This is a genomic window from Paenibacillus jilunlii, from assembly GCF_900102965.1.
Taxonomy (GTDB): domain Bacteria; phylum Bacillota; class Bacilli; order Paenibacillales; family Paenibacillaceae; genus Paenibacillus_AQ; species Paenibacillus_AQ jilunlii.
Map to the genome: position 1 here is coordinate 155741 of NZ_FNGM01000011.1, position 15155 is coordinate 170895.

Genomic DNA, 15155 nt, shown 5'->3' on the forward strand with positions numbered 1-15155 from the left:
CCTCTCTCTTGTAGTCTACTTTTCCTTCTATTCTCCAGAAGGCTCAAAATGGACGGACAATCCCACCTCAAACATCCGGTTCCACGGCATGTAGCAGTCTGTAATCTCTACCTTCCCCTCCGGGCCATCAATTCTAACAGCCAACTCCTGACGCAGCCGTTGTTCGACCATGACAGCTACGCTCCCGCGCTGTCCGTCGAGCAGATATTTGCCGAAACCCATGTCCTGGACCGGACCATCGCAGAGCTCACCCCGGACAATCGAACAGTAGCAGACATCTTCTGCATAACGGAGGCCGAGAAAATCCAAATGCTCCTGTGTACGTCCGTAATGCAGGTATATCATTGCCTGAGAAAGGACTGTACCGAGCGTGTTCGAGCTTGTATTCCAGGCCGCATATCCGGCCAGCTTGAACAAAATATTTCTCTCCCGCAGCATCTTCACCAGCTTCCGGTCCCCTCCATTGGCGTATCCGACATCGGCTACGGCGACCGGCTTTCCCTTATGGTTCAAGATATAATCCCCGTATTCTACAATCTCCATCAGGTTCCGGTACACATCATAGCTGAAAAAAGAACCCTGCTGGGAGACCGCTTCGACCATTGTCTCACCTGGCGTATTAACCAGAAGTACGAGATCGGCCTCCCCGGCACTTGAGGCAATCAGGCCGCCCGCGGCTGTAATCTGGTACTTCAGCGTCTCATAGAAAAAACGGTCCTCGAACAGCGGGGTGACAAACGCCCCCTGTACCGATGACAGCCGCGGATAAATAAGCGGCACCGTTCCTGTGACCTTATTGATCATCCGTGCCAGCAGGGTGCAGCCCGCCTCGTCGGCACCGGGATACATATAAGCTCTAAGCTCCAAGTCAAGCTCAGTAATCCGTGAACGTACCTTCTGCTGGTCTTTGGCCGTATGTCCAAAGGCGGCCGAGTCATCCTGCGGAAAGATCATGAACCCGATAATGCCTTCCTTCACCAGCTCCAGCACCAGCTTGTTCGCTTCGATATTGATGCTCCGCCGGCCCAGATAATCATCCAGTATTTCCTGGGGCAGGCGCTCTTCAATTTCTGCAAGCTCCTGCAATTCCTCGTCCGAGGCCGCTCCCAACTCCTTGCGGTGGCTGATGAAGCCTTTGCGAAAAATTTCCCGTCCCCAATCGGCATAGTAATCCGGTTCCTCGTCCGAAAGCGAGTACTGCGGGCAGCGCATAATGAGCTGAAAGGCGTAAATGACCAGCTTCGGATGCCTGCGTTTGAGGGCACGCAGCTTATCCAGCCTTGCAGCAAGCTCCTCCAGCTTCAAGCTGTGTAATCTGGAAGGAATAATCCCTCCATATAGCAGTGTATCCAAAGCGACAACGGCTCCATCCGCCTGACAGCAGGCTTCCTCGAACCACGTCCACAACCCGTCTACATCTCCGGGACGCTTTTTCAGCCCCATCAGCTGCATCGGGGGGCGCAGCACCTCAAATTCCGTTCCCCTGGCCAAAAGAGGGGGGAACCCGTAATTGCAGGGCCGCTCATCCAGCGGCACAAAAGCGATTGTGTATGACTTCAGCATGAATACCCGCCATCCTTTCTGTCATTAACTCTCCATCTAGCCTTTGATAGCACCTGCGATTCCTTCCATGTAATACCTCTGTGTGAACAGAAAAACGATAATAATAGGCGTAACCGAGATCATAGTTCCCGCGGCAATCCAGCCAAAGTTATAGGAGAACTGGCCGTTCAGATATGTGAGCGCTGCAGCCAGCGGATATTTCCCGGGGTCTTCAAGTACAACAATCGGCCACAGGAAGTTATTCCAGAACGCCATAACCTCAAGCAGCCCAATCACGGCAATCCCCGGCTTGACAAGCGGCAGGACGAGCTGCCAGAAGATGCGCAGCTCTGAAGCTCCATCCATTTTCCCCGAATCACGGATATCGGACGGAACCCCCAGAAAGGTCTGACGCATCAGAAAGATATTGAATACCGAAACGGCAGCCGGAAGCACCACACCCAGGAATGAATTCCCCAGATGAAAGGTCTGGATGGTCAGATAATGCACGATCATCGCTGTCGAGGACGGAATAATCATTGTCGCTATCAGCAGTGAGAAGACGATATTCCGGCCTTTGAAATGAAAAACAGCCAGCGGATATGCCGTCAGACTGGACAGTAAAATATTAAATACTACCCCAAGCGCTGTAATAATAACTGTGTTCGAGATATACCGCGGAAAGGACATGAACTGCCAGACCTGCACATAGTTGTCAAAGTCGATGAACGTCGGCAGGATGGCCGGGGGGCTTGAGAACACATTCCTGCCGGGCATCAGCGATACGCTCAGCAGCCAGAGAAAAGGTCCCATCATGAACAGGGCTAACAGAATTAACAGAAAGTAGATGATGGTATAACGGATTCCTGTGATCAGCTGTTTGGTTGATCTGCTGGTTGGGTTCAATATGAGTTCACCCCGCCTTTCCGATTGAGCCGGAATACCAGAACACTAAGCGCTCCTACAATAACACTGACTATCAGGCCAAGCGCCGACGCATATCCGAAGTTGAACTGCTCCAGCCCCTTTTGAAAAATATACACGCTTGAAGTCAGGGTTGAGGTTCCCGGTCCGCCCTTTGTCAGAATGTACACCTCATCAAACACCCGGATTGCCCCCATAATCGAGATCAGTGTACAGAACAGGATATGGGGTCTCAGCAGGGGAATAGTCACATGAATAATCAGCTTCAGAAAGTTCGCACCATCCACTCTGGCCGCTTCATACAGATCTGAGGGAATACCCTGAAGCCCTGCCAGATAGAGCATCATATAATAACCTAGACCTTTCCACATGGTGATGAACATCAGAACATACAGGGCGGTGCTGCTGGTTGACAGCCATGATACCTGCCCGCTGATTATTCCCGCCTGCATAAGAAGATAATTAACCACCCCGTTATTGCCCAGCAGCCAGCTCCAAATCAAGGCCACCGCCACCATCGAAGTCACGACCGGAATGTAATAAGCGGTCCGGAACATCTTCACGCCCGGAATCCGGCTGTTTACGAGTATAGCCATGAGGATGGAAACCACCTGGATAACCGGAACAATAAAGACATAAACCAGCGAATTCCATAACGAAATAATAAAATTGTGATCCTGAAAGGCTCTGGTGAAATTCTCAAAGCCCACATAGCGCGTTTCTGTAATGACCGAGTAATCGGTTAATGAAAGCGGAATTCCGTAAATGATCGGCCAGAATGTAAAAGTGGCGAGAAACAAAAGACCCGGCGTCATAAACGCCCAAGCGCTGAAGGACTCGGAACGAAACCAGCTCTTCATTTAATACCCTGGCTTATGATTCTGTTCACTTCCTTCTCCACGGCATCCAGTGTCTGCTTAATGTCTGCCCCGTTTAGTAATATTTCCTGAAATCCGCGGGCAATGGCGGAGTTGATATCGGATGCGCTTGGAACTCCGACCATATAATCGGTAGCTTTATCCAGGCTTTGCGAAGATACAACCTTCGCCTCAGCTTCAAGACTGCCGTCGGATTCCGTGAAGAAAGGATCTTTGATCGATGCTTTAGAGGACGGCAGCGTGTTGGCAACCTTGGAGAAGGCAGTCTGATTGTCCGCATTGGTCACGAACGCTGCGAACTCCACCGCCTGCTCCGGATTCTTCGACTTTTGCGGCACGACGAGGTCCATGGAATTGGAGAGGCGCAGGTTGGCTTTGCCTGTCGGAAGCTGAACCGCAATCGTATTTGCATACACATCCGGCGCCGAGGTCTTTATGAAATTGATAAAGGTTGGTCCTGACAGCTGGAAAGCTACCTGCTGGCCGGAAAAATACTGGATCTGCTTTTTGAAATCCGCATCCTCCTTCAGAACCACACCCTCTTTCATCAAATCGCGCATTTGGGAGATCATTGCCTCAGCTTCCGGTGTATTGAAGGCCGCTGCCGTTTTGTCCTCATTCAAAATGGAGATTCCATCTATCGGAAACAGCTTGGATACGAGCTGCTGCGCATAACCGGCCGCACCCGTCTTCTCTTGAATCTGACGGGCCCACTCGACCAGCTCTTCACGGGTTTTCGGCGGGTTGGCCGTATCTAGACCAGCCTTCTCCACAAGCTTTTTATTCATGAACAAAACTTCTGTGCCTGTATACCATGGAAGAGCGTAAGCTTTGCCGTCCAAAACGGTAGAGTTATAAATACCTTCAAAGTATGAATTCCTTTCATCCTCCGTTAGATATTCCGTCAGATTCAGTAGAGCACCTTTGCTTCCCAATTGGCTGGCGAATTCTGTGTTGAGATTTACTACATCGGGGCTTTTGCCGCTGGCTGTGCTTGTCAGCAGCCTTTGTGAGATGGCATCGTAGGGATAGTCCCTCCATTCAACAGTTACACCAGGGTGGCTTTCTTCATACTTCGCGATCAGATCATTGAAATAATCATTAAAGGTAGGCTGCAGGGCAATCGTCCAAAATTCCAACGTGACCGGTTCTGTTTGGGGACTATCCTTCTGTTCAGCAGGCGCACCGGTGGCATTTGCACTGTTGGCCGGAGCAGCCGGAGTTCCATTTCCTCCACACCCGGCAAGCAGCATAGACGACGCCATTACGACTAGCAGCGACAGCATAAAGAACGATCTGTTTGTCCTCACACAAAATCCCCCTTAATAATGGTGTAAGACGAGAGTTACGCCAATGTCAGATTTCCTAACTTAACCCTCTCTTTCTTAGGAGTATGCAAGCTTTGACATAAAAATGAAGATTTTCCCCTAACATAAAATAAAAAAAGAAATTTTTCTCCTTTTTAGTCAACAAAAAAAGCTTGCAGAGTAAAGGCGATGCCTTCCCTGCAAGCTTGTGCCGAACAATCTGAATCTGTACGGCAACCCATGATTACAATAAATGCGGTTGATCAGTACCCGCCTTTAGTTCAGCTGCCAAAGGGCGGCCGTCGTGGCCGGTTCCCAACCCTCCAGCGAAGTATGCGACTGCAGGCAGATGTACGTTTTGCCGCTGTAGCTTACTTTATCGCCTGTTGTATAGGCCACTCCTGCGGCCCAGGCGGATACGCCGGGCGTGACCGACGGGCTGACTGTAGCGGTTGGCACGGGGGTTGCCGTCTGTACAGGCGTTGATGTTGGTTTCACCGTAGCCGTTGGCGCCGGCGTGGTGTTGCCGCAGGTGCCGACCACTTTCCAGACCCCGAAGGCGCCGCTTAGATCAGGGCGTTCCCCCTGCGTCCACCACTGGGCTTCATACAGCACACCTCCATAGGAGGCCTGCTGGCCTTTGGTGTAGACGGTTGCGGCGTTCCAGGCCGCCGCCGTACATTGCCCCGGTGTGGCCGTCGGCGTCGGGGTTGGTTGGACTGTAGCTGTTGGCGATGGTGTCGGTGTAACTGTTGGTTTTACTGTGGCTGTCGGTGTTGCCGTAGGTTTCACCGTAGCGGTTGGCGTTGGTGTAGGTGTAGCCGTTGGTGTCGGCGTCAGTGTTGGCTTCGCGGTAGCCGTTGCAGTGGCTGACGGTGTTGGGGTTGGGGTCACGCCTCCATACAGCTTGTCGTATTCCTTCTGCGACGAGCTGCCGTTCAGGATAAAACGCTGCGGACCGCCGGAGAAATTCAGCTTCATCATGCCCTGCAGCTCAAGTGTCGCACCATTTGCTATAGCTTGCGATGCAGTTCCGGTCAGCCGGTAGCGATTGAAATCCCAGGCGGCCGAGATTTGCTCCACAGCTCCCGCTCCCCAGGCTGAGGTCAGCGCAGTTGTGGTCGGCAGATCAAATTCAAGCTTCCAGCCTCCGGGAATCTCCGCTCCAGTGTTGTTGGTTATTTTCAGCGAATAGGTGTAGTTCGGATGATCGTAGGTGCCGCCAAAGGAAATGCTGAAATTTTTGGGTGCAGGCAATACCGGCTTGACGGGGCCGCCCGGCGGCGCAGCCGTTTTCAACTGTTCATAGGCATAGTCGGTCAGCGAGCTGCCGTATGTGTATGTGCCGTCCGCCTGCTGGGAATAGTCTCCGGTCAGCTCCCAGAACATCATCCCGCCGAGGCCTTTTTCCTTAATGTAGTTCAGCTTATAGCCCAGCGATTCCTTGTCCTCATAAGTCAGGAACACCTTTTTGTCCGCGTTGTACAGATACGGTGTTTTGGTTACAGGGTCGAAAATCCGCTGATTGGCCGGATCTTTCAGCAGATTCAGGATATGCCAGATGGGGTTAGCCCCGGAAGGCTTCTCCGGAGCAGGATCATTCCAGATGCCATAAATCCCGTCTGCTCCCCCGCCCGTAGCCGCGGCAGTGCCATAGAGGCCCGTGTTATTGATCCCGCCGCTGACATTTTTCCAGCCCCGCGAGTAGTAGGGAACCCCGATGACGATTTTTTCAGGCGGAAGGGTACCGAGATAGTACCGGACTGCCCAGTCCGTGTTCAGCACCGGCGTCCCCAGTGCAGCCGTTTCGGTGTCGCGGGAATCCGGGTAGAGGGCGGAATGCAGCCCCACGTAGCCGTTCCAGGCACCGTGAAAATCATAGGTCATGAGATTCGCCCAATCCAAATAGGCATTCGCTTCACCCAGCTTCATCCCGCCGAGAACCCACGAAGATGCAGTCGCAGCGATAGTCAGGTCATATTTCTGATTGTCCTGTGCACCCGCCAGATCCAGCTTTTCACGCAGCTTTTTCATCAGAAGCACATAGTTGTCATAATTGACCGCACGCAAAGGCTCGGCCACGGAGGAGTCATTCGGGTTGCCGGAAAGTGCGGTACCGGACGGGTATTCCCAGTCAATATCTACCCCGTTGAACTGATACGTGCGCAGAAAATCCACCACGCTGTTGGCAAAGGTCTCCCGTCCCGCCGCCGAATTCGCCATATTATAAAAACCGCCTGAGCCGGACCAGCCGCCGACGGAAATCAGGGTGCGCACATCCGGGTAGAGCCGTTTGTATTTGATCAGCTGATTAAAATGTCCTTTGAACGGCACATCGGTAAGCTGGCCGGAATAATCTTTTTCAATCGCCGCTGTACGGTCCATGAAGTCAATTTTGTTCTGGGCATTCACTTTGGCAAAAGCATAGTTAATGTGTGTGATTTTACTCCAAGGGATTTTACTTACCGTATAAAAGCCTTTGTTCTCCTGATCCCCCCATTCAGGGAAATAGGCAACAATCTTCCGGGGATGGTCCGCAGCAGGCTGAGTGGCCCCGGGAGCGGCTCCGGCGGCTACGGCCACAAGCCTGCCGTTGCTGCCTGACCATGGATAGAAGGGCAGAAGAAGGGTCAGACCCATCAATACCGCCAGCAGAGAAGGTAATTTTATACGCCTTGACTCCAATCGTTTCATCTTGCATTCCTCCACTTTCAGATCATGTCATTGCCATAAAATGCATCAAACGGCGTTCGCTTGAGCAAATCCTGTACCGTCAAAATAAACCCGGAAGGGAGGTTGTGCCGGAACGCCGTTGTATGATGCCTGCCCTATTGTTCTAGTTCAGCTGCCAAAGGGCGGCCGTCGTGGCCGGTTCCCAACCCTCCAGCGAAGTATGCGACTGCAGGCAGATGTACGTTTTGCCGCTGTAGCTTACTTTATCGCCTGTTGTATAGGCCACTCCTGCGGCCCAGGCGGATGCGCCGGGCGTGACCGACGGGCTGACTGTAGCGGTTGGCACGGGGGTTGCCGTCTGTACAGGCGTTGATGTTGGTTTCACCGTAGCCGTTGGCGCCGGCGTGGTGTTGCCGCAGGTGCCGACCACTTTCCAGACCCCGAAGGCGCCGCTTAGATCAGGGCGTTCCCCCTGCGTCCACCACTGGGCTTCATACAGCACACCTCCATAGGAGGCCTGCTGGCCCTTGGTGTAGACGGTCGCCGCGTTCCAAGCCTCCGCCGTACATTGTCCCGGTGTTGCCGTCGGCGTCACAGTCGATGTAGGCGTAGGGGTTGGTTTCACGGTAGCTGTTGGCGTCGGCGTCGGTGTAGCCGTTGGTTTTACTGTGGCTGTTGGCGTTGCCGTCGGTTTTACTGTGGCCGTTGGCGTAGCTGTCGGTTTTACTGTGGCCGTTGGTGTCGGTGTTGGCACGACTCCGCCGCCCAGCTCGGTGTTCAGCTTGGTTTGCAGTGTTTTGTTGCGGTCGCCGCTGGTTTCCCAGAACATCGCGCCTGCAAGGCCTTTGGTTTTGATATAGCTGGTTTTATAGCCGATGGATTCCGCGTCATCATAGCTGATGTATGTTTGTGTAGACGGATTATAGAGATATGGAACCTTGGAGGTGTTGTTCCAATAGCGCGTATAACCGTTTTTGTTAATATAGTTGGCTTCGAGATCGCTGAAGTCATAATTCCCCTTTTCCCAAGTGCCTGTGGACGAAATACCGGCTGACACCTGATATTGCCCGTTTCCCGCACTCGGGGCACCGCCCCAGCCGCGTCCATAGAACGGCATACCCAAGACGAGTTTGTTCGCGGGAACTCCGTTTGCAAGATAGCTGGTGACAGCCTTGTCGATATTGAAATTCGCAGGGTCAGTCAGACCTGATGAGGCTGCCGCCGGGTCATAGTAGAGCGGAGCATTGTGTCCGGTAGTCGTGTTCCAGCTGCCGTTGAAGTCATAGGTCATAATGTTGATCCAGTCCACAACAGCAGCAATGCCGCTAAGGTTGTTGTTCTGAACATAGGCAGGGCTTGCACCGGAGGCGATGGTCAGCAGGTAGGTTTTGCCGTCAGCGGTTCCGGCGGCATTCAGCTTTTCACGGATTTTTTGCAGCAGCAGCACATAATTCTGCTTATCCTCCGGACGGTAGCTGTTGCCCGCCAGCCCTCCGCTGACCGGGTATTCCCAGTCCAGATCGACGCCATCCATATGATATTTGCGGATGAAATCGACTGCTGAATTGGCGAATACTTCACGGGTCGCTGCCGTAGCAGCAACATCCGAGAAGCGGTTTGACCATGTCCAGCCGCCGACGGATATCACCGTCTTGAGATTCGGATTCTTTTCCTTGAGTTTCCAGAGCTGCTTCAGGTTGCCTTTAATCGGATCATCCCACTTGTCATCGCCAAAGCTTTTCTGGGCATCAATCCAGGGATCACCAAGCACAATCGTTCCATTCGGAACATTAATCGTTTGGCCTTGCTCATTCTGGCAGGTCCAGGTGACCGGATTCGGTCCGGTCGGGTCGGGATTGCCGTGAACCCCGTTCCAGCATATATCGGCAAATGCGTAGTTGATTACATTCATTTTACCTGCATCGATATCCGTCACGTTGAAGGTCCGTCCATAGGCAGCCCAGGAAGCATAATAACCCACGAGCTTGTAGCCCGCAGCCGCATTTGCAGTTCTGACACTGGAGCCTATCGTTGAAAATAGTGCAATCACAAGTGCAACGGCCATGCCAAGCGCAAAGGTTTTACGAAATCTGCTGTTTTTCGACCTCATTTTCATTTACCTCCTCGGTTTAATCCATAGCTTGCATTTACTGCTTTACTGGCAAAGCTCCTCAAAGTCACCTCCTGGTTCGGATTCACCTTCATCCAGTGTCTCTATCAGATTCATGAGATCAGAATGGTAGATTTGGAACACAAAAAAGCGCACGAAAAATAATCATCTTGGCTCTTAATCTTGTATTGCTGTTCATGGAATGCATTGTGAGTCATGTGATCAGGGCACTGCTTATACCTGCACGACTGTTGGGAGGGATGGTGTACATGGAGTAGGGATTTCATAACATTAGAAGGATGAAGGGTAATTTTATTGTCATATAAAGCACATGATTAGGCTAGGGATAAATTTCCATAGTAGGGGGATAATATCATCTAGTTTCCTAATATATACCAAAAAAGGCCATACTGTCCTCATTGGGCAGCATAGCCTTTTTTAGATATTAAGTTAGAGTAGGGTGGCCTGGGGCACCAGTAAGCTCAAGTGGAAAAAGTGAACTTAAATCTTCCCCATCCTGCTTCCCGCAAGCATTATGTGGAAAAAGGATATCTAATTCAGGCGTTTCGCACTTTTTCATGTGAATTCGCTTAAACTAAGTCTACTTTTTCCCACTATTCCTTCTGCAGCAGGCTTTTCCGTCCCATTTAAGTACACTAATTCCACTTCACTATCCAAAGCTCCAAGCTGTCATCCCCGCTAGCTTTCGGATTCCGCCGTCTGTTTCCCCGGTTAGGCTGAAGCTACAGGTCCAGGACGGTTAACCTTTTGCCGAATTCAAAATATCGCTTAGACTCAGCAGCAACCCCCGGCGGGTCTAACTTTTTTGCTGTTCCTGCTGCGCCGCAAGCTTCCCGGTTAAGAGCATAAGCGCCTTGCCCCGGTGGCTGATCGCCTGCTTCTCTTCAAGGGTCAGCTCGGCCATGGTTTTTTCATACTCTGCCAGGTAAAAGAGGGGATCATAGCCGAAGCCGCCTGCCCCCGCCTGCTCGGAGGTAATCCAGCCTTCCACAGTCCCCTCAGCCGTCAATTCTGTGCCCGTCACCGGATCATACAAAGACAAAGCGCAGACAAAGCGGGCCGTGCTAAGCAGCGGTTGCCCTGTGTCCTCACCCTGCTTCAGCTTCTCCAGCTCATTCAGCAGCTTCAGATTATTCTCCATGTCGTCCGCGCCCTCACCCGCATAACGGGCCGAGTAGACCCCCGGTTCTCCGTCCAAGGCATCTACACAGAGTCCCGAGTCATCCGCAAGAACGGGCAGTCCAAGGGCGTCCCCGACCGCTTTTGACTTTTTCAGCGCATTCTCGGCAAAGGTCGTTCCATCCTCCACCACATCGGGCAGCTCAGGGTAATCGAACATACTTTTTACGGTTAGGCCAAGCGGTGCAAAAGCATGCTGGAACTCGCGCACCTTGCCCTTATTCTTCGTCGCTACAATCAGAACACCGCTGCCGGACTCCATGCTACACCTCTTGGCCGGTTTGGCCTGCAGGAATCTTGAGCGCGATCTCTCCCAGCACTTTCTGCTGTGCGGCAATCAGCTCATAAATCCCCTTCTCGCCCAGGCCCAGCAGCTGGTCCAGCTCCCGGCGGGTGAACGGACGCTCTTCGCCGGTGCCCTGGACCTCTACAAAAGCCCCGCCGCCGGTCATCACCACATTCATATCAACTTTCGCTTTGGAATCCTCTTCATAGTTCAGATCGAGCAGCGTCTCATCGCCGACAACCCCCACGCTGATCGCCGCCAGATAATCTGTAATCGGAAACACGCTCAGCTTATGCTGCAGCGCAATTTTGTTAACCGCAAAAGCCATGGCCACAAAAGCGCCCGTAATCGACGCCGTCCGGGTCCCCCCGTCTGCTTGAATGACATCGCAGTCCAGCGTAATGCTGCGCTCGCCGAGAGCATGCAGGTTCACTACGGAACGCAGTGCCCGGCCGATCAGCCGCTGTATCTCCATCGTGCGTCCGGTCAGCTTGCCGCGTGCCGCTTCCCGCTGATTGCGCGTCTGGGTGGCACGGGGAAGCATGGAGTACTCAGCCGTGACCCAGCCTTTACCCTGTCCTTTCAGGAACGGGGGAACCTTCTCGTCTACAGTTGCTGTACAGATGACCTTGGTGTCCCCCATTTCAATGATTACAGAACCCTCGGCGTATTTATTGGTTTGGGTGGTTATTGTCAGCGGCCTGAGCTGATCTGCATTGCGCCCGTTTGATCTCATCTTTTCTGCCTCCTACATCTTTAGCTCTAAGTTTGTGTGAATTCCGCCTGGCCTTATGCACGTATGTCCACGGGATATTAACGCCCCTGCATCAACACTTCGCCCTCTTATATTCTAAGCAGAAAGGGATGCCGTCCTCGACAGCTCAGGACGGCATCACCATTAAAGTTCATTTATAAGATTTGGAAGAGCTTACGCGATAGCTTAGTGTCTTGTTCCCGCAGCACAGATACCTGCAACGCTTACGGCAAACAGCCGGTTCAGGAGAGCTCTTTCTCCTTCAGGCAGCCGTTTCTTGTTTAGCAAGCTTTATTCTACCAAAGAGCAGGCATAAAAGCATCTTTTGGCCTTGCTTCCGCTTCTACAGCGGCAGCACGTTCACATATTCCGGCGCCGAAACCGGCTGTCCGTAGTCTACATTATTAGTGCCGGTTACGGTCTTTTGCCCGTTCATGCGGATTTGCACCAGGGCGTCATCCGAGTTCTGGGCAACGGTAAGCACTACGGACTCAAGCATCTCAGCCGGTACTCCTTTGCCGTCAGCGAACATATCGTCATTCAGCGAAACCGTGACCACTCCATTCTGGCCCGCTTCCACGGAATCCAGCACCGTTTCCTGCGTCATCACCATCTCCAGCCCCTTCTCGGATTCCGGTCCGGCGATCAGCTCATTCAGCGCAGCCTTTAGTGTATCCTGCCCTGCGGGTACAAAGCGGGTAACAGGTACATAATACTGATGAGTACCGTCAGGCGATGCTGCGGAAAAATAGACAGTAACCGCGCTTGAGTTCATCAGCAGCGGGCCGTGCTTCGGCAGGTTGATTCCGAGAGTACGGGTTAACGGGCGGTCCAGCGGTGTGCCCTGCAGCGGCATCTCCGTAAGCTTTTTGCCATCCACCCACAGCTGCACTCCCTGAATTCCGTCCTGGCCGGTCAGCGTCCAGGTGACCGCTTCAAGTATTTTGCGCTCATCTGCGGGTTCGTAATCGTTAAACTTGGAATTGAACTCGACGACAGCCAGCTTATCCTTGTCTACGGTGACGTTCTTTACCTCTGTACCGGCAGGAAGCACACCCTTGAAGCCTTCCGGCAGTGCGGAGGCATATTGTCCTTTGCTGACGAGCGCAGCAAGCGAATCCTTCAGCATTGCTGTATCATCGCCTTCCGGCAGGCTTAGGGACACCGGTGCGAGCAGGCCGTTGCCATCCTCCAGGAAAACGGTTGTCCGTTCCCCGGCCGCAGGCGCAGGCGCAGTATCCGTGCTCACCCCTGCCGCAAGATCGGTATCATCCAGAGATACCGGTCCAAGCACTCCTGTATCCAGCGTCCCCCCGCCGCTGACCTGCAGCATTTGCGCTTCTACTTCGCCGGGCGGCGGGTCTACCGATGCCGATTCCGAGCCGAACAGGCCGCAGCCGGACAAGGTTAACGGAACTGCGAGCAGGCAAGCCGCGGACAGCCCGCGGATTGGTTTCATATGCTTCATGAATGATTACCCCTTTCAACGCTTGAGATCAGTTGTACTGCTATGTATACGAGCCCTCTGCTCAAAAAATAACAACAGCTTATCCTGAATTGCCGGTTTCTGGACAATTACTGCGCAGGCAGGGTACAATTTTCTAAACTAACCAAACTAAGACACATTTACGGGGTGACTGATCATGGCCGATGCTAATGCAAAAATACCTTACAGTCTGAACAGCAAAAAGGTCGCGGAAGCGACCACATTCTGGCTGCATAAACGCGGAGTAACCTTGGAAGAAATCGCCGAGCTGGTGATGCTGCTGCAGAAGAAATACTATCCGAACCTGACCATGGAAGAGTGTGTGCATAATGTGGAGATGGTGCTGAGCAAACGCGAGGTGCAGAATGCTGTGCTGACCGGCATCCAGCTGGATGTGCTGGCAGAAGAGGGCAAGCTGCTCTCCCCTTTGCAGGATATGATTGAAAACGACGAGAGCTTATACGGCGTGGATGAAATTCTGGCTTTTTCAATTGTGAACGTATACGGGAGCATCGGCTTCACCAACTATGGTTATGTGGACAAGCTGAAGCCCGGTGTGCTGGAGCGGCTGAACGACAAAAGCACCGGCCAAATCCATACCTATTTGGACGACATTGTCGGGGCTGTAGCTGCGGCCGCCAGCTCCCGCATCGCACACCGGAAGCAGGCCGAGCGCGAACAGGAGCTGGGACAACCGCATGCGCCCGAGGATCTTGAGGCAGCCTCCACGAAGGCGGCAACGGACAAGATGCAGCCTGAGTAGGGCGGGCAAGTTTTGCCGGATGGGTACGTCTATTCCCGGTGGAATTTCGGGCAGAATCAGGTAGATGCTCGGTAGAATACCGGGTAGATGTTCGGCAGAATGATCCCACCCTTTAACCGGCCTGCAGCAATAGGTTTACGTTTTTCTGTACCCTGGGTTGTGGGAGTAAGAACGTTTGGAATAATAGATTGGAAAGAAGGTGAAACACCAGGATGACCTATTCGTTTGTAATCAGCCCGGTGTCAGTACAGGATTTTGAGAGCGAAGATGAGCTGATCGAGCGCTGCAAGGAATGGAATCTTTTATCCAGCACAGCTACCCGGGTAAAAACTTATCTGTATAAGCGGCAAGGGCTCACGCTGCCTTGTGAAATTGTCGGATACGTGGATCCTCAGACCGTTGTGATCCAGTTCGAGAATAAGCAGCAGCACTGCATTCATCCCGCTTATCTAAAAGAAATGCAGACCGCCGCCTTCGGCTCAAGAGCAGGCACAGTTTCCGATGCAGTGAAGACGGAGGACTCCCAGGCCTCAGAAGCGGTCATGGCGGGAGACAGGGATGGAGATGCCGTAAATGCAGCATACGGAGCTGAAGGGGACGAAAACGCCCAGGCCGCAGCCGCGTTATCTGTTGACACTGGGGCAGAATCAGCAAAGACTGTTGTAGCTGGGACTGAGGCTGAAGAGACAGTGGCAGTTGGGACTAAGGCCGAAGAGGCAGTGGCAGCTGGGACTAAGGCAGCAGTCGCTGGGGGAGTTGCAGCCGGTGAAACGCCGGAAGCTCCGAAGAAGCCGGCTAAACCCAAAAAGAAACCAGCCCTTGTCCTGCCGGATGAGAAGCTCCAGATGACAGCCACTGTCAAAGAGTTCACGACCGTGCCCAATCATTTCTCCGATAACGACGACGAGGTCATCATCTATGAGGGGGTGACCGTGGAGGGACAAGATCTTGCCATCGAAGAAGTCTGGTCCAGCCACAGCGCTACGCTGAAAAAGCTGGAGCTGGCTGTTGGCGACACTCTCTCCTTCGAAGCAAAGGTCGTCGCCAAAAAGCTCACCCAGCATCCGGTCAAATACAAAATCAACAACCCGTCGAAGATAAAAAAGTTGGACTAGCCGTCTAGATGCAGAACGAGCCCGCTCCGGGCGCTTCAACCAGCCCGGGGCTCTGCAACAATGGCATTTCTGCCGTTGTTTCGGAGCAATTCCGCCCGCGGCGCTTCAACAACGGCA

Annotated in this window: 11 protein-coding genes; 2 read left to right on the forward strand and 9 right to left on the reverse strand. The window is 52.9% G+C overall.

The window, feature by feature from the left end:
• Nucleotides 1-27: 27 nt before the first annotated feature.
• From BLQ82_RS19130 to BLQ82_RS19170, 9 genes are all read right to left on the reverse strand, one after another.
• The gene (locus BLQ82_RS19130; RefSeq protein WP_062523361.1) at nt 28-1563 is read right to left on the reverse strand and encodes a DUF4127 family protein; all 1536 of its coding nucleotides are present in this window, start codon (nt 1561-1563) and stop codon (nt 28-30) included.
• A 36-nt stretch (nt 1564-1599) separates the two neighbouring features.
• Nucleotides 1600-2448: a carbohydrate ABC transporter permease gene (locus tag BLQ82_RS19135; RefSeq protein ID WP_244280866.1), complete on the reverse strand. Its 849-nt coding sequence runs from the start codon at nt 2446-2448 to the stop codon at nt 1600-1602.
• On the reverse strand, nt 2445-3326 hold the full coding sequence (locus tag BLQ82_RS19140) for a carbohydrate ABC transporter permease (protein ID WP_062523363.1): 882 nt from the start codon (nt 3324-3326) through the stop codon (nt 2445-2447). Before BLQ82_RS19140 ends, BLQ82_RS19135 begins: the two co-directional genes overlap by 4 nt.
• The gene (locus tag BLQ82_RS19145) at nt 3323-4654 is read right to left on the reverse strand and encodes an ABC transporter substrate-binding protein (RefSeq protein ID WP_244280868.1); all 1332 of its coding nucleotides are present in this window, start codon (nt 4652-4654) and stop codon (nt 3323-3325) included. The genes BLQ82_RS19140 and BLQ82_RS19145 overlap by 4 nt, the downstream gene beginning before the upstream one ends.
• 273 nt (nt 4655-4927) lie before the next feature.
• Nucleotides 4928-7345 (reverse strand): glycosyl hydrolase family 18 protein, encoded by a 2418-nt coding sequence (locus BLQ82_RS19150; protein ID WP_074648411.1) that lies wholly within the window; start codon nt 7343-7345, stop codon nt 4928-4930.
• A 142-nt stretch (nt 7346-7487) separates the two neighbouring features.
• Complete coding sequence (locus tag BLQ82_RS19155) at nt 7488-9434, reverse strand: glycosyl hydrolase family 18 protein (RefSeq protein ID WP_074648413.1); 1947 nt, start codon at nt 9432-9434, stop codon at nt 7488-7490.
• 817 nt (nt 9435-10251) lie between these two features.
• Nucleotides 10252-10896: an XTP/dITP diphosphatase gene (locus tag BLQ82_RS19160; protein ID WP_062523367.1), complete on the reverse strand. Its 645-nt coding sequence runs from the start codon at nt 10894-10896 to the stop codon at nt 10252-10254.
• Between the two features lies 1 nt (nt 10897).
• Nucleotides 10898-11656, reverse strand: coding sequence for a ribonuclease PH (gene rph / locus BLQ82_RS19165; protein ID WP_074648414.1), 759 nt, complete (start codon nt 11654-11656; stop codon nt 10898-10900).
• A gap of 361 nt (nt 11657-12017) precedes the next feature.
• Nucleotides 12018-13142 (reverse strand): GerMN domain-containing protein, encoded by a 1125-nt coding sequence (locus tag BLQ82_RS19170; RefSeq protein WP_062523369.1) that lies wholly within the window; start codon nt 13140-13142, stop codon nt 12018-12020.
• A 175-nt stretch (nt 13143-13317) separates the two neighbouring features.
• Here BLQ82_RS19170 and BLQ82_RS19175 point away from each other — a divergent pair, with 175 nt between their 5' ends.
• Together BLQ82_RS19175 and BLQ82_RS19180 are read left to right on the forward strand one after the other, a co-directional pair.
• Complete coding sequence (locus BLQ82_RS19175; RefSeq protein WP_062523370.1) at nt 13318-13923, forward strand: phosphatidylglycerophosphatase A family protein; 606 nt, start codon at nt 13318-13320, stop codon at nt 13921-13923.
• Between the two features lie 212 nt (nt 13924-14135).
• Nucleotides 14136-15038, forward strand: a complete 903-nt coding sequence (locus BLQ82_RS19180; protein ID WP_062523371.1) for a hypothetical protein — start codon at nt 14136-14138, stop codon at nt 15036-15038.
• Nucleotides 15039-15155 lie beyond the last annotated feature (117 nt).